20 protein-coding genes are annotated in these 22,158 nt (G+C 45.4%); all 20 read left to right on the top strand.

From position 1 onward, the window contains the following. Positions 1 to 3 precede the first annotated feature (3 nt). From RIG68_RS16090 to RIG68_RS15995, 20 genes are read left to right on the top strand one after another with little or no spacing between them, the layout of a single operon-like run. Positions 4 to 918, top strand: coding sequence for a DegT/DnrJ/EryC1/StrS family aminotransferase (locus RIG68_RS16090; RefSeq protein WP_350124347.1), 915 nt, complete (start codon positions 4 to 6; stop codon positions 916 to 918). After that, positions 915 to 1,415: an acyltransferase gene (locus RIG68_RS16085; protein WP_350124344.1), complete on the top strand. Its 501-nt coding sequence runs from the start codon at positions 915 to 917 to the stop codon at positions 1,413 to 1,415. The genes RIG68_RS16090 and RIG68_RS16085 overlap by 4 nt, the downstream gene beginning before the upstream one ends. After that, positions 1,408 to 2,538, top strand: a complete 1,131-nt coding sequence (locus RIG68_RS16080) for a DegT/DnrJ/EryC1/StrS family aminotransferase (RefSeq protein ID WP_350124341.1) — start codon at positions 1,408 to 1,410, stop codon at positions 2,536 to 2,538. Before RIG68_RS16085 ends, RIG68_RS16080 begins: the two co-directional genes overlap by 8 nt. A 57-nt stretch (positions 2,539 to 2,595) precedes the next feature. Next, positions 2,596 to 4,083, top strand: a complete 1,488-nt coding sequence (locus RIG68_RS16075) for an O-antigen translocase (RefSeq protein ID WP_350124338.1) — start codon at positions 2,596 to 2,598, stop codon at positions 4,081 to 4,083. 2 nt (positions 4,084 to 4,085) lie between these two features. Then, complete coding sequence (locus RIG68_RS16070) at positions 4,086 to 5,060, top strand: glycosyltransferase (protein ID WP_350124336.1); 975 nt, start codon at positions 4,086 to 4,088, stop codon at positions 5,058 to 5,060. After that, positions 5,057 to 6,055, top strand: a complete 999-nt coding sequence (locus RIG68_RS16065) for a glycosyltransferase family 2 protein (RefSeq protein ID WP_350124333.1) — start codon at positions 5,057 to 5,059, stop codon at positions 6,053 to 6,055. Before RIG68_RS16070 ends, RIG68_RS16065 begins: the two co-directional genes overlap by 4 nt. Next, positions 6,048 to 6,815 carry a sulfotransferase family protein gene (locus tag RIG68_RS16060; RefSeq protein WP_350124330.1) on the top strand — a complete coding sequence of 256 codons (768 nt, stop codon included), beginning with the start codon at positions 6,048 to 6,050 and terminating at the stop codon, positions 6,813 to 6,815. The genes RIG68_RS16065 and RIG68_RS16060 overlap by 8 nt, the downstream gene beginning before the upstream one ends. After that, positions 6,787 to 7,725, top strand: a complete 939-nt coding sequence (locus RIG68_RS16055) for a formyltransferase family protein (RefSeq protein ID WP_350124327.1) — start codon at positions 6,787 to 6,789, stop codon at positions 7,723 to 7,725. Before RIG68_RS16060 ends, RIG68_RS16055 begins: the two co-directional genes overlap by 29 nt. Then, positions 7,722 to 8,873: a dTDP-4-amino-4,6-dideoxygalactose transaminase gene (gene rffA, locus RIG68_RS16050; RefSeq protein WP_350124324.1), complete on the top strand. Its 1,152-nt coding sequence runs from the start codon at positions 7,722 to 7,724 to the stop codon at positions 8,871 to 8,873. Before RIG68_RS16055 ends, rffA begins: the two co-directional genes overlap by 4 nt. After that, complete coding sequence (locus tag RIG68_RS16045) at positions 8,863 to 10,071, top strand: TDP-N-acetylfucosamine:lipid II N-acetylfucosaminyltransferase family protein (protein WP_350124321.1); 1,209 nt, start codon at positions 8,863 to 8,865, stop codon at positions 10,069 to 10,071. Before rffA ends, RIG68_RS16045 begins: the two co-directional genes overlap by 11 nt. Positions 10,072 to 10,080: 9 nt before the next feature. Beyond that, positions 10,081 to 11,178, top strand: a complete 1,098-nt coding sequence (gene wecB / locus RIG68_RS16040) for a non-hydrolyzing UDP-N-acetylglucosamine 2-epimerase (RefSeq protein WP_350124318.1) — start codon at positions 10,081 to 10,083, stop codon at positions 11,176 to 11,178. Then, positions 11,171 to 12,292 carry a glycosyltransferase gene (locus RIG68_RS16035; RefSeq protein ID WP_350124315.1) on the top strand — a complete coding sequence of 374 codons (1,122 nt, stop codon included), beginning with the start codon at positions 11,171 to 11,173 and terminating at the stop codon, positions 12,290 to 12,292. Before wecB ends, RIG68_RS16035 begins: the two co-directional genes overlap by 8 nt. Further along, positions 12,273 to 13,496 (top strand): hypothetical protein, encoded by a 1,224-nt coding sequence (locus RIG68_RS16030; RefSeq protein ID WP_350124312.1) that lies wholly within the window; start codon positions 12,273 to 12,275, stop codon positions 13,494 to 13,496. The genes RIG68_RS16035 and RIG68_RS16030 overlap by 20 nt, the downstream gene beginning before the upstream one ends. A gap of 34 nt (positions 13,497 to 13,530) precedes the next feature. Further along, positions 13,531 to 14,619 (top strand): hypothetical protein, encoded by a 1,089-nt coding sequence (locus RIG68_RS16025; RefSeq protein WP_350124309.1) that lies wholly within the window; start codon positions 13,531 to 13,533, stop codon positions 14,617 to 14,619. Between the two features lie 10 nt (positions 14,620 to 14,629). Continuing rightward, on the top strand, positions 14,630 to 15,766 hold the full coding sequence (locus RIG68_RS16020) for a hypothetical protein (protein WP_350124306.1): 1,137 nt from the start codon (positions 14,630 to 14,632) through the stop codon (positions 15,764 to 15,766). Beyond that, the gene (locus tag RIG68_RS16015) at positions 15,759 to 16,886 is read left to right on the top strand and encodes a CapA family protein (RefSeq protein ID WP_350124304.1); all 1,128 of its coding nucleotides are present in this window, start codon (positions 15,759 to 15,761) and stop codon (positions 16,884 to 16,886) included. Before RIG68_RS16020 ends, RIG68_RS16015 begins: the two co-directional genes overlap by 8 nt. 37 nt (positions 16,887 to 16,923) lie before the next feature. Beyond that, entirely contained in the window at positions 16,924 to 18,816 is a 1,893-nt protein-coding gene (gene asnB, locus RIG68_RS16010) for an asparagine synthase (glutamine-hydrolyzing) (protein ID WP_350124302.1), read from the top strand. Continuing rightward, entirely contained in the window at positions 18,816 to 19,838 is a 1,023-nt protein-coding gene (locus tag RIG68_RS16005; RefSeq protein WP_350124299.1) for an ATP-grasp domain-containing protein, read from the top strand. Before asnB ends, RIG68_RS16005 begins: the two co-directional genes overlap by 1 nt. A 20-nt stretch (positions 19,839 to 19,858) precedes the next feature. After that, the gene (locus RIG68_RS16000) at positions 19,859 to 21,265 is read left to right on the top strand and encodes an MBOAT family O-acyltransferase (RefSeq protein ID WP_350124296.1); all 1,407 of its coding nucleotides are present in this window, start codon (positions 19,859 to 19,861) and stop codon (positions 21,263 to 21,265) included. Between the two features lie 5 nt (positions 21,266 to 21,270). Then, entirely contained in the window at positions 21,271 to 22,143 is an 873-nt protein-coding gene (locus RIG68_RS15995) for a hypothetical protein (RefSeq protein WP_350124293.1), read from the top strand. Positions 22,144 to 22,158 lie beyond the last annotated feature (15 nt).

The raw sequence follows: 22,158 nt of genomic DNA, 5'->3' as shown, positions 1-22,158 counted from the left end.
AGAATGGTCATAGCTAACCCCGACAAATACCTTCTTCCAACGTACCGGCTAAGCCCATTTAGCACTGCTGATGTGGCACTCAATCATGAATTGCCATCCGACGACTATGCTGAAACGTATTTCGGAGAACGGTTCGCCTCTCGTCGTTACAAGTATTGCATGTCGGGAAGAGCCGCCATTCACCAGGCGCTTTCTCATTATCATTTGCAGCCGGATGATGTGGTCACCATTATCACCACCACCAATAATTTCTATATCAGCAGTTGCGTGACTAATGAGATCGAGCGGTTTTGTAAATGGTCAAGAAAAATTGAGCGGGCTACAAAAGTGCTTTTTGTGAATCATGAGTTTGGCTACCCCCTGGAGGATGTAGCTGCCCTGCAGGAGCATGGCTTGCCAATTATTGAGGATTGTGCCTATTCCTTTTTGTCTCACAATGCAGCTGGAAATACGGGGCACCTGGGAGACTTTACCATTTACAGTTTTCCCAAGATATTCCCCGTTCAAATAGGGGGGCTCCTGACAATGAAGGACGACCTGGATGACGAGAAGTTTTCTCAGCAACTTCTGCCGAACCCGGAGCACGACTACATACAAAAGGTGGCTTCTCACTTCTTGCGGAAAATAGCTGACATTGCGAGCCAACGAATTGAGAACTATCATTTTCTCGTTAACGGGCTCACCAGTATGGGATTCAGTGAACGCATTCCTCTCAGTGACGGAATAGTGCCAGGAGCTTGTCTCTTTAGCAATAACGGTCTGCTTAACCTGCCCGAACTCAAGGAAGCATTATGGGAAAAAGGGATTCAATGTAGCATCTTTTACGGCGAGGATACATTTTTTATTCCGGTGCATCAGGTGTTAAAAAAGCCTGACTTGACATATTTTTTAAGCAACATAAAAATCAACCTGAAATGAAATTTTCCAACATTATTCTGGGAAAAGACGTTGAAATTGATCCTTCTTCCAATTTTAATAATGTAGATATTGGGGACAACACCCGTATAGCTAAACGATGTAGCATATTTGGTAGCCCTGACTTCATTCTAGAGATAGGGAAAGAGTGTTACGTTGGAATGAACACCACCATCGATGGTTACTTAGAGAAAGTGACGATTGGAGCGAATGTTAGCATTGCACAGAATGTGCACATCATGTCGGCCTCCGGGCCAAATGCGTCGAAGGCCTTTCAAAGGATATTCCCAATTGAACGAATCCCGGTCATAATTGGTAATCATTGTTGGATTGGGGCATCTTCGGTCGTTATGCCCGGTGTTGAATTGGGCAAGTTTTGTATTGTCGGGGTAAATAGCTTTGTTACAAAAAGCTTTCCTGACTACTCCATCATAGGAGGAAGCCCGGCGAAACTAATCAGGACACTAACTGACGAAGAAATAAGCAAGCTGCATGAGTGAAATTAAGTTTCTCGATTTACTAAAAATCAATCAGCAGCATAGAACTGAATTGATTCAGGCGGTCACGGAAGTGATTGACTCTGGCTGGTTTCTAAACGGAGATTTCCTGACAAAATTTGAGCAGGAATTTGCGATCTACACCGGTGCGAAGTACATAGTGGGCGTGGCCAACGGGCTGGATGCCCTCAAACTCATCTTTCAATCTTATAAAGAGCAGGGGGTTTTAAAGGATGGCGACGAGGTCATCGTGCCTGCTCATACCTTTATTGCTTCCACACTGGCGGTGACAGACAATAAGCTGGTTCCCATATTTGTGGAGCCGGATCCGGCCAGTTTCAATATGGACATTGGCTTAATTGAGCGGCGAATCACACCCAAAACCAAAGCTATTTTGGTGGTGCACCTCTATGGACGAATATGCTGGTCAGACGAGTTGGAACGCCTGGCGGAGAAGTACCAACTAAAAATTATCGAAGACAATGCGCAGGCTGTGGGGGCGGAGTGGAAAGGCAGAAAGACAGGTTCACTCGGGCATGCGGCTGCATTCAGCTTTTACCCGGGGAAGAACCTGGGGGCGTTAGGAGATGGTGGAGCGGTAGCTACAGCCGACGCCGACCTGGCACAAAAGGTAAAAGCGATTGCCAACTATGGCAGCGGAAGAAAATACGAACACTTGTACAGGGGCATCAACAGCCGCCTCGACGAAGTACAAGCAGCCTTTTTATCAGTGAAACTAAAATCACTCGACGCCGGGAATGAAAGACGGCGGGAAGTGGCCGATCGCTACCTGGCTGACATCACCAACCCTTTGATTGAACTGCCCTCGTACCCGCAGGCGCAGGGGGGAAGCGCTGATAGAAAAGGACACGTATGGCACCTTTTTGTGATCAAAACCAAGCAACGGGAAGCCTTGCAAAAGCACCTCGCAGCCAGGGAAATCCAAACACTCATTCATTACCCAACACCTCCTCACAGGCAATTGGCTTACTCAGAATATGGCCACTTGAATTATCCAATCAGTGAACAAATAGCGGAGGAGCTATTGAGCTTGCCGATCAGTCAGGTATTGGCCGGGGAGGAAGCAGACTTTGTCATACAAGCTGTCAATGAATTTGGGGTATAACCTTGTTGCTCCAGAGGGCTGTTTCGCCTGTTGTTACTTTGGCCACCAGAAAGACTAATGTCAGATAAATCCTCCTACAGATCGATTTTCAAATCAACCTCGCTGTTTGGAGGCGTCCAGGTATTTAACATCATCATCACCATCATTAGAGGAAAATTTGTAGCCGTGCTGCTTGGCCCGGCCGGAATGGGCATCAATGGGCTCTTTATGACCACCATTCAAATGCTGCAGAACATCACCAACCTGGGTTTGCCACAGTCTGCCGTTCGGGATATTGCCGCTTCCAGCAACGACCCAGGAAAAATAGCTGTGACCTATACAGTCTTTAGAAGATGGATTTGGTTCACTGCGCTACTTGGCGGGGGCCTTACTTTTTTTGGCGCTCCATTCCTGAGCCAATATGTCTTTCAAAATGACAGTTACGCCTGGGCTTTCAGGCTTCTTTCAGTGACTTTTGTTTTTGGTGCGGTTAGTGGTGGCATCTACACCCTTTTGCGAGGCCTTAGACGCCTGAAAGCCCTCGCCAGCGCCAATGTATTGGGTAGCCTGGCTGGATTGCTGGTGGCGGTACCTCTTTTTTACTTTTTTGGAATACAGGGGATTGTTCCTGCCATCTTAGCCACAGCCATGGCCAATTTCGGGATAGCGCTGTTTTTCAAAAATCGGGAAGTTAAGATCGAATCAGCCGAGCTGAACTACAAGCGGACTTTCTTTCAGGGCCTCGATATGGCAAAATTGGGTGTCAGTCTGTCCGCCAGCATGCTCATGACTTCAGGAATCTCCTTCGTACTTCTCACGTTTATCAATCGGCAGGGGTCTGAAGCCGACGTGGGTTTGTACAATGCCGGCCTCACCATCACCAATACCTATGTTGGCCTGGTGTTTACGGCCCTGGCCACCGACTATTTCCCCCGCTTGGCAGAAAAAATCAATTTAAAGACAGAGGAATGGAAACAGGTGGTTCACCAGCAACTGGAGCTCATGCTCCTGATCCTGGCTCCCCTACTTGTTGTTTTGATATTGACAGCTCCTATTTTTATAAAACTCCTCCTCAGTGAGCAGTTTTTGTCGGTCATACCTTATTTATTGTGGGCAGTAGTAGGCGTGTTCCTCAAAGCCCCGGTGTGGGTGTTGGGCTATATATTTATTGCTTCAGGCAACAATAGGGTATTTCTTGTGACAGAAGCGTCTGCCGCTCTCATTCAGCTGGCACTAAATATTTTTTTTTATCAGCAGTATGGCCTGGAAGGATTAGGGGTAGCACTGGGCTGTTCCTACTTGTTGAGTTTCTGCACGCTGCTGGTGGTTATGAAATGGATTTATGGATTTTCTTTCAATAGTAGCCAATGGAAGATAGTACTGATTCTCTTTGTGCTTGTGCTGGCATCGGCGCTTTCAGCCAAATACCTGAACTACCCCTTGGCTTACCTGAGTGGGGGATTCTTTCTGATTTTAGTAGGGTGGTTCTCTTTGCAAAAGCTCAACCAGTTGATGGATATTAGGGGTGCGATACAAAACCTGGCAACCAGGTTTAGAAAACGTTAGAGGTGACGAAACCTGAGCTAGTTACGGTAGCGGTTACTGCTTTTAATTCGGCAAAAACAATTGTCGACACACTTGAAAGTGTGAAAGAGCAATCTTATCAACAATTGGAGCTGATTATTTCTGACGATGCTTCTTCTGATAATAGCGTGGAGCTGGCAAAAAAGTGGCTTGCAAGCCCCGATAATAGCCGACGGTTTGTTGATACCAGAATAATAACAGTTCCACACAACACCGGTGTATCTGCCAATTGTAACCGATGCATTAGGGCAGCTCAGGCTGATTGGATCAAATTCATTGCCGGTGATGACATTTTAATGCCCAATTGCATCGAAGACAATATGCGGTTTGCTGCGAAGCATCCAGAGGCTCAAGTCATTTTCTCCCAGGTAAATGTGTACGTTAACAACTTTGAAAAGGAAAACTTCCTGAGAGTGATACCGGCACAGTTTCCCGACAACCTGATGGATCCGGAATTTTCCGCCAATGACCAATGGAAGCGGCTGCTGGTATCGGATCGTATGCATTACACACCCTCCTATTTTTTCAACCGGAAGGCCCTGGATCAAGTAGGAAACTATGATGAAAGCAACCGGCTGGTGGAAGACTACCCCATGTGGCTTAAATTGACCGGGGCTGGCGAGCGATTGTATTACTTCCACACACCTACGGTTGGTTATCGCATGCATGCAAAGGCCCTCAATAATATTGGCGATGCCGGTTTGTTCAAGCCCCTGTCGGTGAAGGCATTTGCCATACGGCGGCAGATGGCACACCCGCATTTACCAGCTGATATTGTTGGCAAAGAAAAGTGGGAGCAGGGGGTGAAGAAATTCTTTTTGGCGATCGGCGCCAATAAGAACACCGCCACTGCCCGCACGCTTTATCGTTTGCTGTCAGTTTATCTGAACCCCTGGCAGTATGTCTATGCGGTCAAAAAGCGACTTCCAGCTAATAAAGGGAATATATTTTATCAATGAAGCTGAGTATCATTGTGCCTGTTTACAACGTGGAGGAATACCTGGAAAGGTGTGTCCGAAGTTTGGAAGACCAGGATTTGGCCAAAGATGAGTATGAGATTATCGTGGTGAACGATGGTTCTCCCGACAACTCAAAGCAGCTCATTGAAAAACTCCAAACCGAATTTTCGAACATTATTTTAATTGACCAGGAGAACCAGGGGGTTTCCATGGCAAGGAACAATGCGATAGAACGAGCAACCGGTGAGTATATTTTGCCGATAGACCCTGACGATTATGTCCTGCCCAATACGTTAGCACACCTGTATAACAAGGCGCACACTTTGCAGGTGGATGTGCTTTTTGCGGGCTTTGAAATTTTCGACAGGGACGGGGCTTCAGAATGGAAAACGCAATACCAGGTGCAGGCAAAGGAAGTTTGGAGCGGGGTTGATGCGTATTTTGCTGCCAGAGGGCCAAGGGTAAAAGATCCCGACAGGTCGTGGGGAATATTATTCTGTCGCTCCTTTTTGAAAGAAACTGAGGTTGATTATCCCAGGGACGTGCCGTATCTGGAAGACGGTCTGTTTGTAGGCAAGGTATTTTCTGTAGCAAACAGGGTAGGGTTTGACAACGAAGTTTTTTATCAAAGGACTACCCGACCGGGGTCAGCTACGCACTCGTCATTGATTAAGACTAAAAAAGGATTGGATGGCTTCCTTGTAGCCATTCAGGATGTCGACTTGTTCCTGACGAAACTTAACCACTCAGAGCAAAGCAGGCAACTTCTCAATCACCTGAAAGCCAAGTTCATATTACTGCCTTTAACTATCACCATTTCCAATCACAGGTGGTTGGGCTATTTTAAAATTATATTGTCTCTTAGAAAACTTGGCGTAGAGAAAATCGACTGCGCTGGAGTCAGGTCTGTCTATCTGGAATATGCCAGGGCGTTTAACCGCTCCTCTGTTCTTTTCCCTTATTTTTATTTTAAGATTACCAAGAAGAATGTATAGCCTGGGAATTAAACTGAGCCTTTTAAATAAAATTAAGAAGCCAAATAAAAATGCAACCTTCGTCTTTGGTCTGCAAAAAAGTGGCACTTCGGCGATAACCGGGCTGTTGGCAGCATATACAGGAAAATCGGCTACCATCGACACGAAATACCTTTGGGAACCCTATAGGACTCAACTTCTGGAGGACGAATTGACGATAAAGCAATTAGTGAACCGATTTAGTTATCCCTTTTCAAAAGAGATTATCAAAGAACCTTCCGCCACTTTTTTTATCGACAAGGTTAGTGAGTTCTTCAGCCTCGACAAGTTTATATTTATTGTCAGAAATCCTTTTGACAATATACGGAGCATTCTGAACAGACTAAGCTTGCCGGGAGACGAAGATCACATTGACCCAAGCAGGATTCACCCGAACTGGCGGTATATTTTTAAAAGTGAGGGCCAGGCAAATTACATTGACACGTTAATAGCCAACTGGCTTGCAGCAAATGACCAACCTGGCTGGACTTCCCATCCGGGATGTCTATTGATCCGGTATGAAGACTTCAATGCGGATAAAGAAGGAGTCATTGGCCACATTTCGCACCAACTTGGCTTTGGTCGGATGAACGATATCAGCGATATCGTCGACAAACAGTTTCAGCCGAAGGGATCAAGCCCCGACAGCCTGGTGGAATTTTTTGGACAAAAGAATTTTGAGAAAATAGCAAGTAAATGTGAAAAGGTTGGGCATGAACTTGGCTACCAACGACTGGCGTGACAAAATGCATCCACAAGCGACGTTCCATGAGAAAGTTACCATTCTGGCTATTGGTCTGAAGGGGCTGATGTGCCTGAAGTCAATCGATCCGAACAACCTCGACATTATCAACGGTGTGGTGATCGGTAGCGACAAAGGAGTTGTCAACGATTATTCAAGAGAGATTCAAGTCTATTGTGAATCCAATGGATTGAGGTTTTCGACACGGACGAGCAGCCAGCAGCTGCTGGAGAGTTCCAGGTACGTTGTCGCTATCGGCTGGAGGTGGATGGTGAAAGTATCTTATAATCAGGAGCTGATCGTTTTCCATGACTCGCTATTGCCTAAGTACCGTGGATTTAACCCACTGGTTTCTGCACTGATCAACGGCGAAAAAGAGATAGGAGTAACATGTCTTTTGGGTTCAGACGAATATGACAGGGGAGAAATAATAAGTCAATATCGCAGCAAAATTGACTACCCTATCAAGATTCAGGAGGCTATTGAACTAGTGTCAGAAGGATATGCTTCTCTTTTTTCGGACCTGTTAAATGCTGTAAAAGCCGCACAGGGGCTGCATCATTTGAAACAGAACGAAAAAGAGGCTACGTACTCAGTTTGGCGGGATGAGGAGGATTACAGAATTTGCTGGCAAGAGTCCTCGAATAAGATAAAACGATTCATTGACGCAGTAGGATATCCCTATAAAGGAGCGAGGGCCACTTTGGGAGATCAGGAAATAATCATAGTCGATGCTGAAGTTGCTCAGCCCTACTTTGTTGAAAACAGAGGCGTTGGTAAAGTGCTATTTAAGGACGGCGAGTTGCCGACGGTTATTTGTGGAGAGGGACTTCTGAAAATTAATAAAATTGCTGGCGCCGACGGGCAGCCGTTGAGCTTTCCGAAAAACTTCAGATATAGGTTTAAATGACGATAACTATCCCTTTTAATAAGCCTTACCTGACAGGTAAGGAAGTTCACTACATTTATCAGGCGGTGTACTCTGGGAAAATTTCCGGAAACGGAGATTTCACAAAAAAGTGCCACGACTTTTTCCGGAGCCAATATGATTTTAAAAAATGCCTGCTAACGACCAGCTGCACGGATGCACTTGAAATGGCTGCCATACTTGCCGACATCCAGCCAGGTGATGAGGTTATCATCCCATCCTACACTTTTGTGTCAACTGCCAATGCGTTTGCATTAAGGGGAGCAAGCATTGTTTTCGCTGACTCCAGAACGGATCACCCGGGATTAAATGAAGCTGACATCGAGAAGCTCATCACGCCTAAAACAAAGGTTATTGTGCCGGTTCATTACGCAGGGGTTTCATGTGACATGGATACTGTAATGGATTTGGCAACGAAACACAACCTGATTGTGATTGAGGATGCCGCACAGGCAATCGATTCTTTTTATACGAACAAGCATGGGAAAAAACAACCCCTCGGCTCCATAGGGCATATGTCGGCCTTTTCTTTTCATGAGACCAAGAACATCATAGCCGGCGAGGGGGGTATGCTAGTGGTAAACGATGAGAGGTTTGCTGCCAGATCGGAAATTATTTGGGAAAAAGGCACCAATAGATCGGCATTTTTCAGGGGAGAAGTGAATAAATATGGATGGGTCGATATCGGTTCTTCATTTCTTCCTTCCGAAGTAACAGCGGCATTCTTATATGCTCAGCTGGAGCACCTCAGGGACATCCAAAACAAACGGCACTCACTTTGGCAGCTCTATCTGGAGCTTTTTAGCTCTTCCGGATTAAATGATGTTTATTCAACACCCATCATCCCCACTTATGCCAGCAACAATGCGCACATGTTTTATATTTTATGCCCCGATTTTGAACATAGGCAAGGCCTTATTCAGTTTCTTAAAGAAAAAGGTATCTTATCAGTTTTCCACTACCTAAGCCTGCATCAGAGTCCGTTTTTTAAAGGGAAATACAACGGAGCGAAACTTGAAAAGAGTGATGAATACGCTGATACATTGCTTAGACTTCCCTTTTTTAATGAACTGAAAACCAAAGAAGTGGAGTTTATCGTGAAATCTATCGCTGAATTCAATGGGTATTGAGGATATTTCAATTGCCCACGTTTGCCAGGATGAAAAGTTCATAGATGGAGCCTTTCACTCTTTCGATTTGGCCTTTCCCGGGCAAAATAAATTTTATGTGCTTGTCCCCCCCGGGGCACAAAACATAAGATATATCAGGAAGGCTTCAAACCTCACAAAGGTTGTTATTGACGGGGCTGAAGTCGAGCTATTATTGAAAGTTTGTGAACAACACACTCTGGTGGTTCTCCATGGAATTACTCATAGTATAGCACTTTTGATTGAGAAGTTTGATAAACCGGAAAAATTTGTGTGGCTCATTTTGGGAGCCGAAATGTATCAAAATCAACACATATATGCTGGAAGGTTGTTAGGAGAATTAACCACAAAGCTGCGGAGGCACTCTGCTGGAAAGGTTGGCTTGACAGAGTTCTTGAGGGACATTTATAGAAGAGTAAAGTACAGAAGCCTGGCCATTTCCCAGATATCAATGGAGGAGCAGCTGGAAGATATTGCCAGGTCAATTGGAAGGATAAAATGCTGTGCATCTTTATTGAAGGAAGAGTTCGAATACCTGGAAAGCCGGCAGAAATTGGCGGATGACGCCTACTATTTACCTTTTACTTTTTACCCAATAGAGTATTTTATCGGTAAGGCCACGGAGGCTAGTGTTGTGCCACCTAGTGGAGAGAATATATTGATCGGCAATTCGGCATCGTATACCAACAACCACTTAGAGGTATTCGAAAAGCTACAGAGCTTCGATTTGAGAGGAAGAAAACTGATTACTCCCTTAAGTTACGGAGATCCTCAATATATAAAGGCTATCAGTAAAATTGGATACCGGCAGTTTCCAAATAATTTTCATCCCCTGACAGAGTTTTTGACGATCGAGAGCTACAACGAGATACTATCATCTTGCAGCATTGTTATCATGAATCACTATCGACAGCAAGGTATAGGAAACATTCTGTCGACGATATATTTCGGATGCAAGGTTTACTTAAGCGAGGAGAGTATACTTTACTCTTTTTTACGAAGAATCGGGTGTCTTGTTTTTTCAGTTGAGAGCGATTTAAATGCAGGAAACAGTGAAACATTCAAGCCACTAACTCTACCCGACATTGAATATAACCGTGAGATATTAATTGCCGAGATTTCGTCAGACAAAGTAGTCTCACGTCTTCGCAAGGGAGTTAACGACTATCTACATTCCTAAAGAATGCAAATGAACTTTACAATTATCGCCGGGGCAAGACCCAACTTCATAAAGATTGCCCCTATTATACACGCAATACAGCAGAACAATGATCGGGAAGAAAGGGATAAGATTCGTTTTAGACTGATTCATACCGGACAGCACTATGATGCCAAAATGAGTGACACCTTTTTTCAGGAGTTGAACATCCCTGAGCCAAGTGTTAATTTAGGGTGCGGCGGTGGATCTCAGTCAGAACAGACGGCTGCGATTATGATCGCTTTTGAAAGAGATTTGATCCTGCATCCGGCAGATCTTGTAGTAGTGGTAGGCGACGTAACTTCTACCCTGGCTTGTTCTATCGTTGCAAAAAAGCAGGGAATAAAGGTTGCCCATGTGGAGGCAGGCATCAGGTCTTTCGACCTTACCATGCCCGAAGAAATTAACCGCATGGTGACGGACAGCATTACAGATTATTTTTTTACCACAAGCACAACGGCCAATGGTAACCTGTTGAAGGCGGGGGTCGCCGAAAACAATATTTTCTTTGTAGGCAATGTGATGATCGACACGCTGCTGGCCAACAAACAAAGATTCAGGCAACCGCCTGTATGGGGGGAGGCCGGGCTGCAAAAACAGCAATACCTGGTACTAACGCTTCACAGGCCATCCAATGTGGATGAAGGGCAAAAGCTAATGCAGCTGATTGATACCATTATTGCCAACACCCATGGATTACCGATCATTTTCCCTATCCATCCACGCACAAAATCTATTTTCCACGCACTCGGTGTTTTGCCAGAAAACCTGCACATCATCGACCCGCTGGGCTATCTGGAGTTCAACTATCTGGTGCAGCATAGCAAGGCGGTCGTCACCGATTCGGGAGGCATTACCGAGGAAACAACCGTTATGGGTGTGCCCTGCCTCACCTTGAGGAACAGCACCGAACGACCCGAAACCGTGGCCATAGGCACTAACGAGCTGGTCGGAACTCAGCCCGAGGCCATTGTGGAGGCACTCGGTCGGTTGTTTGCTGGTAACTGGAAGAAAGGGGGCATTCCTGAGTTGTGGGATGGGAAGGCAGCCGTGAGAATAGTAGAGCAGCTGATCAGGTTACATGCATAGGAAGAAAATACTGATTGTTTCCAATGGTTTTTACCCCGAGATTTCCCCCCGGTCTTTCAGGGCAACTGAGCTCGCCAAAGAGTTTGCAAGACAAGGTCACCAGGTAAAAGTAATTTCACATGAAAGGGGTGACGTGCGGAAATTTTCGGCCGGGAATGGTTTTAGCTTTCAGGACATGGGGCCAATGTCGTGGCCCAAACCAGCTGTGTCAGGAACAGGATTGAAGAGGCTTTTTTCCAGGGTAATCGTTCGCCTCACAACATTACTATTCGAGTATCCAAATATTCAACTCCTTTTTCTTGTTAATAGGGCACTGGCAAAGGAGTCAGGATTTGACCTGCTCATTTCTGTGGCCGTGCCTTATCCGATCCACTGGGGGGTGGCCTGGTTCAGAAGTAGCAAGCATCCGGTAGCAACCACCTGGGTAGCAGATTGCGGCGATCCCTATATGGGACAGGAGAATGATACTTTCAAAGCGCCTTTTTACTTTGGATGGGTGGAGAAGTGGTTTTGCCGGAAGGCAGATTACCTGAGCGTGCCTACTAAAGGATCTATAGGCGGTTACTACCCGGAGTTTCACTATAAAATAAAAGTGATTCCTCAGGGATTCCGTTTTGAAGATTACCAAATGGCTGATTTCAAACCATCTGAAAAAGTTATTTTTGGCTATGGGGGTATGTTTATTCCGGGTAAGAGAGATCCGAAAGAATTGATAGAATTTCTGCTGACTGTAGAAGAGGAGTATCAGTTTGAATTTCATATCTACACAAGTACGCCGCAATGGGTGTTGCCCTATATTGCTGGCTCAAAAAGTATTTTTGTACATAGTGTCGTGGGTCGAACCGAACTGATGCTTGAGTATTCAAGAATGGATTTTCTTGTTAATTTCACCAACATCGGAACCTCCCAAACGCCCAGTAAACTCATTGATTACGCTATCTTAGGTAAGCCCATCCTCAATGTGGTAACTGGAGAGCTGCGATTAGCTGATGTATTATCTTTTCTTAATCGGGACTTCAGCAACTCTTATGTCGTAACCGACCGTGAGCAATACAGAATTGAAAATGTAGCGCAGCTTTTTTTAAATCTGATCGATGAGAAGAGAAAAAGATAACGCCTTGCTGTTTCTGTTGTTGAACCCATTTCTGGGGTTTGTGCACGCTTTCAAATACAACCACAAAAAATGGTCGGTGAATGCGGTTTGGCTGTTCGTTATTTTTTATGGCTTCACCATGGCTAAGCCGGAGGGCATGGATTCCAGTCGCTATGTTCAACGACTTAAGAACAGTTATTATGCCGGTAGCTGGGAAAGTTTTGCCGGCGGTTTTTATACAGAGGAGGGTGCGCAAGTGGATTTATATGAGCCTACGGTGATCTTTTTGATGTCCCGATTTACAGACAGTGGGGACTTGCTTTTTGCCGTATTTGGGCTGGTGTTTGGGTATTTTTATTCACGAAACCTGTGGATGGTGCTCCGATGTGTGCCTGGGCAAATGACTACCTTTTTATGGATAATCTTTTTATCCTTTGCTTTAATAATTCCATTTTGGCACATGAATGGTGTAAGAATGTGGACAGCAGCCCATGTTTTTGCCTTCGGGGTACTGAATCATATTCTCTACCAAAAACGAAACGCTTTCATTTTTATAGCTTTATCAGTGCTGTTTCATTTTTCGTTTGTCATTCCAGTTGTTTTATTTTTCTGTTTCCGGTTTTTTCGACTGGGTTGGCCACTGCTCTACTATGCTTATATATTTTCTTTTGCGGTTTCCGAATTGAATGTTGGGGCGTTAAGAGAGCTGATGCTCGCTTACTCGCCGGAGTTTTTAATACCCAGGGTTCAAAGTTATACAGGGGAGGTATACATCGACAAAGTCAATGAAACAATGCAGGGGGCAAGTTTTCATATCATCTACTATCGAAAAGTGATTGTTTGGACAATCGTCGTTTTTTTCTCGTTCATTTTTTTTAAACGGGTTAAGAATCTGGTCACCTACCCCTACCTCAAAGACCTGTTCGCCATTTCACTGATTATTTTGTCGTTTGGTAACATCGCATCGCTAGTGCCTTCAGGTGGCAGGTTCCTGAGTATAGGGCAGATATTTGCCTTTGCCTTTATATTTCTCTACCTGAAAACAGCTGCTCCTGACAAGTTCAGGTTTTGGTTCCGTTATGCGAGTTACCCAATGCTTTTTCTTTTTCTGATTGTAAGCCTCCGCATTTCGCTGGAAACAATCACTGTCATGAGCGTTTTGGGAAACCCTGTTTTTGCATTGCTTATAGACCTTCATATACCTATCATTTCATTGTTCAACTAAGGTGATACGGAAACTTCTCAGAAATCTATCGAATTTGCCCGGCTGGCGTACACGCAGGAAGATCGTGATAGTGGAGTCCGACGATTGGGGAAGTGTGAGGATGCCTTCCCTCAACATTCTTGCAAAGCTCAAATCTAGCGGGCTTGACATGGAATCAGGGGATTCTGCCAGGTACAATCAGAATGACACGCTAGCTTCGGTAGCGGATTTATCAGCACTTTTTGACGTTCTTTTAAGTGTTAAAGATAGCAATGGAAGGCCGTTGGTATTCACGCCGGTGAGCCTCACGGCCAATCCTGATTTCGAAAAAATCCGGGAGTCTGGTTTCAGCCGCTATTTTTTTGAGACGCTACCGGCTACGTTCGACCGTTTTGGATTAAGTAATGCATTGGAGCTATGGAAAGAGGGAATTGATAAGGGAATATTTATTCCTCAATTTCATGGAAGGGAACACCTGAATGTTGCCGCATGGATGAGGGCCTTGCAGGAAAACGACCGGGAGACGAGGCAGGCATTTGACTTGGGTGTATGGGGATATACCAACAAAAATCGGTTTAACGTAATGTATCAGGCTGCATTTGACCTTGAGTTAGCAAGCGACCTGGAAAGCCAAAGTGAAATTTTATCAAGCGGGCTGGATTTGTTTCAGCAACAATGGGGATTCAAGGCAAGCTATTTTGTGCCCCCAAACGGCCCATTGAACAACTCGCTGGAGAACGTTATTGCCAGAAAAGGATTGTCATATATTTCCTCGCCCAAAATACAAATTGAGCCTTTGGGAGGTGGAGTCACGAAACGAAACTTCAGGTGGTTAGGAAAGAAAAACAAATGGGGGCAGTCATACATCACACGCAACTGCTTTTTTGAACCGAGCATTCCCGGCACTGATTGGGTTGGATCCTGCCTGAGAGACATATCAATTGCATTTCGCTGGCAAAAACCCGCTGTAATAAGTACACATAGAGTGAACTTTATCGGCGGATTAAATGAATCAAATCGCAAAAATGGTGTGGAGGCGTTTCACAGACTTGCAAGGCAAATAATTTCGAGGTGGCCTGAAGTTGAATTTATGACGTCCACGGAGTTGGGTCGGCTAATGGATAGCGACAGGACAACCGAATAATTTGAAGGGAATGGCAAGCTATCTGACAACTGTACTGAAAAGATGGAAATCGAGAATGAACGCTGCCCGGGTAAACGCCCCCGGCGTTCGTTTTAAAGACAAGACAATTGTGATCGAGTCAGACGATTGGGGAGCCATCCGGACGCCATCGGTGGAGGTATTGAGAAAGTTTGAGGCTGCCGGAATGGATATATCATCAAGTATCTACAGGAACGATGCCCTGGCCAGCGAGCAGGACCTGGATCTCTTTTTTAATGCGCTGCAGGCTGTGAGAAACAGCCAGGGAGAAGCCGTGAAGGTAACTGCCAATACCATCATGGCCAATCCTGATTTTGATAGAATAAGGCAGGACAATTTCGGACAATATCACTTCGAGCCCTTCACCACGACACTTGAGAAATACCCTCAGCACGGTAAGTCTTTTGCCAAATGGCAACAAGCGATGACATCTGACATTTTTTGGCCACAATTTCATGGCCGGGAACATCTCAACATCAACCGGTGGATGAAGAGACTACAATCGGGTGACGACAAGGTGCGCTTTTGCTTCGACCAGCGTACTACATTTTCGGGGGAGGGGGACTATAGCTTCATGGAAGCTTTCGATTGGGATCACCGGGATGACATTGCTACACATCGGGAAATCATCTCCGACGGGCTTGACATGTTTGAGAAAATATTTGGCTTTCGTTCAAAGTCCTTCATTGCTCCCTGCTACAATTGGGATCCTGCGCTTGACACTGAATTTTCAAAACTGGGTATAGAAGTGTTGCAGGGTACCAGAAGGCAGCTCGTGCCTACGGGGCAATTTGATCAGTACGTAGACAAAACTCACTTTTTTGGTGAGCACCAAAGTGGCTGCCCCCGGTACAATGTGCGCAACTGTTTTTTTGAGCCCACCATGAATCCAGCTAAAGATTGGGTGGATAGCTGCCTGGCGGAAATCAGTGCCGCCTTTACTTTTCAAAAGCCTGCCGTGATCTGTTCTCACAGGGTCAATTATATTGGGTTTATTGACGAAAGAAACCGTGATAGGGGATTGAAGGAACTCACCAGGCTATTGAAGGCGGTGGTGAAAAAATGGCCGGAAGTAAAATTTATGTTTACCGATCAGCTGGCTGATCAAATGGCAAAAAACAATGGTTAAAATAGGCTTCACTGGTGATTTTTGCCCGCAGGAAAGAATAGAAAAAGCGTATTACCAGGGTGACTGGCAGCCATATTTTGAAGAGGTTCGTGTCAAACTGAGCAAAAACGACCTGACCATAGCAGACCTGGAATGCCCCCTGACGACATCATCCAAGCCGATAGTAAAAACCGGGCCGCACCTGAAATGTCATCCGGATACTGCTGATATTCTTACTTTTCTTGGTATCAAGCTGGTGGCTACAGCCAACAACCACTTTCTTGACTACGGGGTAGAAGGAATGACTGATACATTCGGGACATTGAAGGCACGGGATATTCAATGGCTTGGTGCTGGCCGTAATTTGAAGGAAGCATCCACCCCGCATTTTGTGGAAATAAAGGGGCTTACCTTCGGCATTATCAACTTTGCCGAGAATGAATGGTCTACCACGCATGGAGCCGGAGCCGGGGTGAATCCTCTGGACGAGATTGCTATTTATAGTCAAATTCAGCACGCAAAGGGGAAATCAGACTTTGTTATTGTGATCTCTCATGGGGGCCACGAGCATTATCCGTTGCCAAGCCCCAGAATGAAAAAGCTTTTCAGGTTTTTGGTAGACGCTGGAGCCAGTGCTGTGATCAACCATCACACACACATTATTTCAGGCTTTGAGGTATACAAAGAAGCACCCATTTTTTACAGCCTTGGCAATTTTTGTTTCGATTGGCCTGGTAAAGCCGACTCGCCATGGAATTTGGGTATGGTTCCGCAATTACTGTTTGAAAAAGGGAAGCCAGTCGGCTATGAAACGGCCTACGTGGAGCAAAACTCGACCGTCCCCGGAGTGTACCCGTTGGCCGGAGACCGACTGTCGGAACTAAAGGACAGCGTAGAAAAGTTGAACGCCTTTATTCAGGACGATGAATATTTGGAAAAAGCATTTGTGCAGCACGCCGACACACTGGCCAATCTCATGCTCACGTGGCTTGAGCCCTATGAGGGCCGTATACTGCCTGGTTTGCGGTTCAAGGGCTGGATACCCTCGCTCAACTCACCGAGAAAAAAAAGGCTGATGACCAATTTGATCAGGTGTGAGTCGCACAGGGAAGTATTATTGAATGCATTGAATAAAAAATAGCCGATTAGTCGGCGACTTTTACAGGAAACAGACAGTCATGTGTGGTATAGCAGGGTATTTTTATAGATCAGGGAAGCACATTGGCGATACCTCTACAGTATTGGCCATGCTTCAAAAGCAGAAGCACAGAGGACCTGACGACAGCGGGGTTCGCACTTTTTCCATCCGATCCCAGACTTCCCGGGAGTTTTCTAATGAAAAAACGGAGCAGGTAGAGACAGGCTATGAAGGCATCCTGGGATTCAACAGGCTTAGTATCCTTGACCTTTCGGCCAATGGGCATCAGCCCATGTGCAGTGCCGACGGCCAGGTCATTTTGGCATTCAACGGCGAAATTTATAATGCCTTTGACTACAAAGGCGGCTTGCAAAAGGACGGCTTCACATTTAAAAGCACGTCGGATACTGAGGTGATTCTTAATTTGTACCTGCGGGACGGCTTGGACGAGATGGTCAAAAAACTCAATGGCATGTTCGCTATCGTGTTGATCGACCTTCGTAAGCGGGAGCTATTTATTGCCAGGGACAGATTTGGTATCAAGCCCATGTATATTTTTGAGGCGGGCAATCTTGTTGCTTTTTCTTCTGAAATTAAGAGCTTCCTGGCACTACCCGAATTCAAAGCGAGTCTGGACAGCACACTGGTTGATGAATATTTATTGTTCAGAAACACGATAAACAGGACGTTGTACGAGGGTGTGCAGGGGCTTGATCCGGGAACCTACCGGGTATATACACCCACCGAAAGTTATGTCAAAAAGTTCTTCTCCATCAATGACTATCAAAGGAGCCTTTCCGGCGACTCCATGCAAATGATGGAAGACTTGCGATCTTCCTTGTTGGGCAGCGTGCAGCGACAATTGCTAAGTGACGTCAAACTGGGCTGCCAGTTGTCAGGCGGAATCGATTCATCACTGGTTACCTATTTTACCAGAGAGATCAAGCAAGACGACCTTCTGGAGACTATTTCCATCACTTTCGACAATGTCCATTTCAATGAGGAACCGTATGTCGATCAGGTAGTGAACCTTCTGGGGCTGAAGGCTCACAAATTTAAGCTGGATCCATCGTACTACCTGAAGCATTTTGAGCATGCTACCCGGCATTTCGAAGCACCACTCAACCACCCAAACACGATCGGTATTTACTTGCTTTCGCAGGAGGCAAAAAAGTATGTAACGGTGCTGCTCAGCGGTGAGGGAGCTGATGAGGTTTTCGGAGGGTATGATCGATTTGCGGCCGTCACTCATCCCTATCACCCTGAAACCTTATTTCGAAGCCTTCGGAAAAATAAAGGAAGTTTATGGAAGCATCTTTTAGCTTATTCGGGAGGCGACTACAGGGCCATCATGGGATCCTCTTTCATGGCTTTAGAACAGGCTGCTGTATTAAAGCCAGGGTTTGACCTTGAGTCAGCGCTCTCTGCCAGAAGAACAACCTATGCTGCATTAAGCGGCTCTGCTTTCGATAAGCAAGTCAAATATGAAATATTGACTTATTTGCCTGATTTGCTGATGAGGCAGGACAAAATGTCGATGGCGCATAGTATCGAGAACCGGGTACCCTTCCTGGACAATGACCTGGTGGCGGATAGCTTTCAGGTACCGCAGGATCAATTGGTGCGAAAGACAGCAAAAGGAGAACAGACCAAGTTTGCATTGAAAGAGCTATCGGGTAAAGTTTTTGGGGAAGACTTTTCTTATCGGCCTAAGGGCGGGTTTGGAATTCCGCTGAAGGATTTTTTCTCAGATCCCGATTTCAAGGAATATCTCAATGATAAAATCATGCCTTCTATCAAGCAACGAGGCATTTTTAATACAAAAGCAATTAACCATTGGGTATCCACACCTGAAGCCATCTCTCCGCAAGAAGTGGAGGCACTGTGGGTGATGGTTGCCTTCGAAGCCTGGGCACTGGAATACAACATGTGATGAAGCTAGCCATACATCGAACCAACGATTCGTTCAGCCAACGCTGGATGGCCTACTGCCAGACAAAAGGTATCGAATACAAAACAGTCGACTGTTATGCCAGCGATATTGTGGAGCAGGTAAGCGACTGTGAAGCACTGCTATGGCACCACCAGCAGGGCAGTCCGAGAGATATTCTTTTTGCGAAGCAACTTCTGTTTGCCCTTGAGCAAAGCGGAAAAACTGTATTTCCTGACTTCAATACCAATTGGCATTTCGACGATAAAGTAGGGCAGAAATACCTGCTGGAAGCGCTCGGGATTCCGGAATTTGCCCCTACCTGGGTGTTCTATGAGAAAGCAAAAGCGCTTGAATGGGCGGGCAGCACCACGTTTCCGAAGGTATTTAAGCTCAGGGGAGGAGCCGGATCGCAGAATGTAAGCCTGGTCAAAAATCATGCGGAATGCAGAAAACTCATTCATACAGCATTTGGCAAGGGGTTCAGTCCCTATGATGCATGGGGAAGTTTAAAGGAGCGGTTCCGTAAGTATCGGATGGGCAAGGTCAGCCTGTTTGAGGTCGTAAAAGGCTTTGCACGACTTTTTGTGTCGCCCCCTTACGCCAGGGTAATGGGTAGAGAACGGGGCTATATTTATTTTCAGGAGTTTTTTCCGGCCAATGATTTTGACATACGCATCATTGTGATCGATCAGAAAGCATTTGCCCTGAAGCGGTTTGTGAGGAAGGGTGACTTCAGGGCATCGGGCAGTGGCTTGTTCAAATATGAAAGAGAGGAGTTTGACGAACGCTGCATCAGGCTGGCATTTGCCTATACCGACAAATTGAAAGCACAATGTGTGGCGTACGATTTTGTTTTTAATCAAAAAAATGACCCGGTGCTGATAGAAATTAACTATGGCTTTGCACCGTCCGGGTACGACGCCTGTCCCGGCTATTGGAACCGTGAATTAAAATGGCATCAGGGTGCCTTCAACCCCTACGGATGGATGGTGGAGTTAGTAATAAAAAGGAAAAGAAATTGATGTGGCCTTAGCCACGTTTTATGCTATTTAACTCTATAGAATTTCTTCTATTCCTTCCAGTCGTTTTTGCGCTATACTGGTTTGTGTTTGGCAAAAGCCTTAGGCTTCAGAACATGCTGTTGCTGTTGGCCAGCTATGTTTTTTATGGCTGGTGGGACTGGAGATTCCTTTCGTTGATTTTTTTAAGCACGGTCGTCGACTTCATCACAGGGCTGAGGATTGACGCTGCGCAACAACAGCAAACAAAAAAAAATTGGCTCACTGTAAGCCTGGTGTTCAACCTGGGATTGCTGGGATTCTTTAAGTATTACAATTTTTTCGTGAGCTCATGGATTGAGATGTTTAGCCAGATGGGCATTTATATGGATCCATGGACAATGAATATTGTGCTGCCGGTGGGTATTTCGTTTTACACCTTTCAAACCATGTCCTACTCGCTGGATATCTACTACGGGAGACTGCAACCGACAAAGAATTTCGTCAATTTTGCAGCCTTTGTTTCCTTTTTTCCTCAGCTAGTCGCTGGACCTATTGAGAGAGCGTCCAGTCTTTTGCCCCAAATTGCGAACCCAAGGAAATGGGACTATCGAACTGGTGTGGAGGGATTGAGACAGATTCTTTTCGGGCTGTTCAAGAAAGTGGTGATTGCCGATTCATTGTCAGGTCCTGTAAATGAAATATTCTCTAACTACCCTGGTTTTGCCGGGGGAACGCTTGTTTTAGGTGCGCTGTTCTTTGCACTTCAGATTTACTGCGACTTTAGCGGTTATTCCGATATAGCGATTGGCGTAGCAAAGCTGTTTGGCATAAAGCTCATGGTGAACTTCAACTTTCCCTATTTTTCGTCCTCGATAGCTGAATTTTGGAGGAAGTGGCATATTTCACTTTCAACCTGGTTCAGAGACTATGTTTATTACCCGTTGGGAGGTTCAAGGGTGGCGACAAAAACGGCCGTAAGAAATATTTTTGTTGTGTTTCTGGTCAGTGGACTTTGGCATGGTGCCAACTGGACTTTTGTGGTATGGGGGGCTTTACATGCCCTATACTTCATCCCATCCTTCTACTTAAAGCAAAAGAAGGTAGAAGTGATAAGGAGCAAAAGCTCATTTTTCTTGGTGGCCATAAAAACTGCATGGACTTTCCTCATCGTTTGCTTTGCCTGGATTTTTTTCAGATCGGAGAGTTTGGCCAGTGCATTTGACTACATAAGACATCTGTCGCCACATTTTACGGCAGACTACTTCTCCTCATTTAAGTACGTCGCCTTCTTTTTGATGATTGAATTGCTTGTTTTCTTTTTTAAGAGGATAGATTATGATATGGCAGGTTACAGAGCGTTAAGATACTTTTCGTACGCTGTTTTGGCCTTTTCCATTATTTCACATTCGACCAGATCGGGATCTGACTTCATCTATTTTCAATTTTAGATAATTTGCGCAGTCTCCTAAAGGAAACTTTAAAGTTTGGGGCGTTTTTTTCCCTTTTTGCTACAGTTCTGTTGCTCGTTGATTTCTATGGATACGACAGAATGAGCAATACCTATCTGGTGCAAGCTTTAGAGAGTGGAGAAGTAAAAGAGAACATTTTCATTGGCAGCTCTAAGCTGAAATGGAGCATCATCGACTCCCTGTTAAGCGAGGAATCAACCATATTGGCTGAAGGGGGGCAATTTGCTTTTGCATCTGTCGCCGTCCTCATGAAGCTCAAGGAGCATCATTTGCTGGATGGACGGACTATATATTTAGATTTACAGGAGGCGAACGAGATCAGTAGTGGATATGGGCAATGGTGGTATTTTTCGGAATCGTTTATCAGATACCGCTACGCAAATTTTCCCGACTATCCGGCTGAGCATTGGCCGGCTATTTTCGCAAGGGTCGTCCGTGATATTACCCATTTTGGGCCAAATGCTGGTCAGAAATTCCGATGGAGGCCATTGGAAAAGTCTATCAGCCATTTGAGTGTAAAGGCAGATAAAGATTCATTGGAAACTTTTAAAAATGAGTTCGATAACTGCCTTGTTCCGCTTCCTGTATCCTATCGAAATTCGCTGTTAAGAATCAACACGCTATTTCGCAAACTCGAAGCCCAGGCTAATTGCAGAATTTTTGTTCTAATTCCTCCATACCCCAAAAGCGGTTGCTTAAGCGACTACGTGAAAATATTCGGCCGGGGAAAAATCATCGACTTAACCCAGATTTCTTTTGAGTACGACGATTTCCATGATAATTCACATGTAAACGGTAGAGGAGCAGTGAAGCTGACCGAATATTTAAATTCCGTTATGGGCGAGGTTTCAGAATAGTTTGGTCTCAATAAG

The sequence above is a fragment of the Imperialibacter sp. genome (assembly GCF_040222385.1).
In the GTDB taxonomy this organism is placed as follows: domain Bacteria; phylum Bacteroidota; class Bacteroidia; order Cytophagales; family Cyclobacteriaceae; genus Imperialibacter.
Note: the sequence above shows the minus strand (reverse complement) of the source record. Positions and strands in the feature narration are given on the sequence as shown.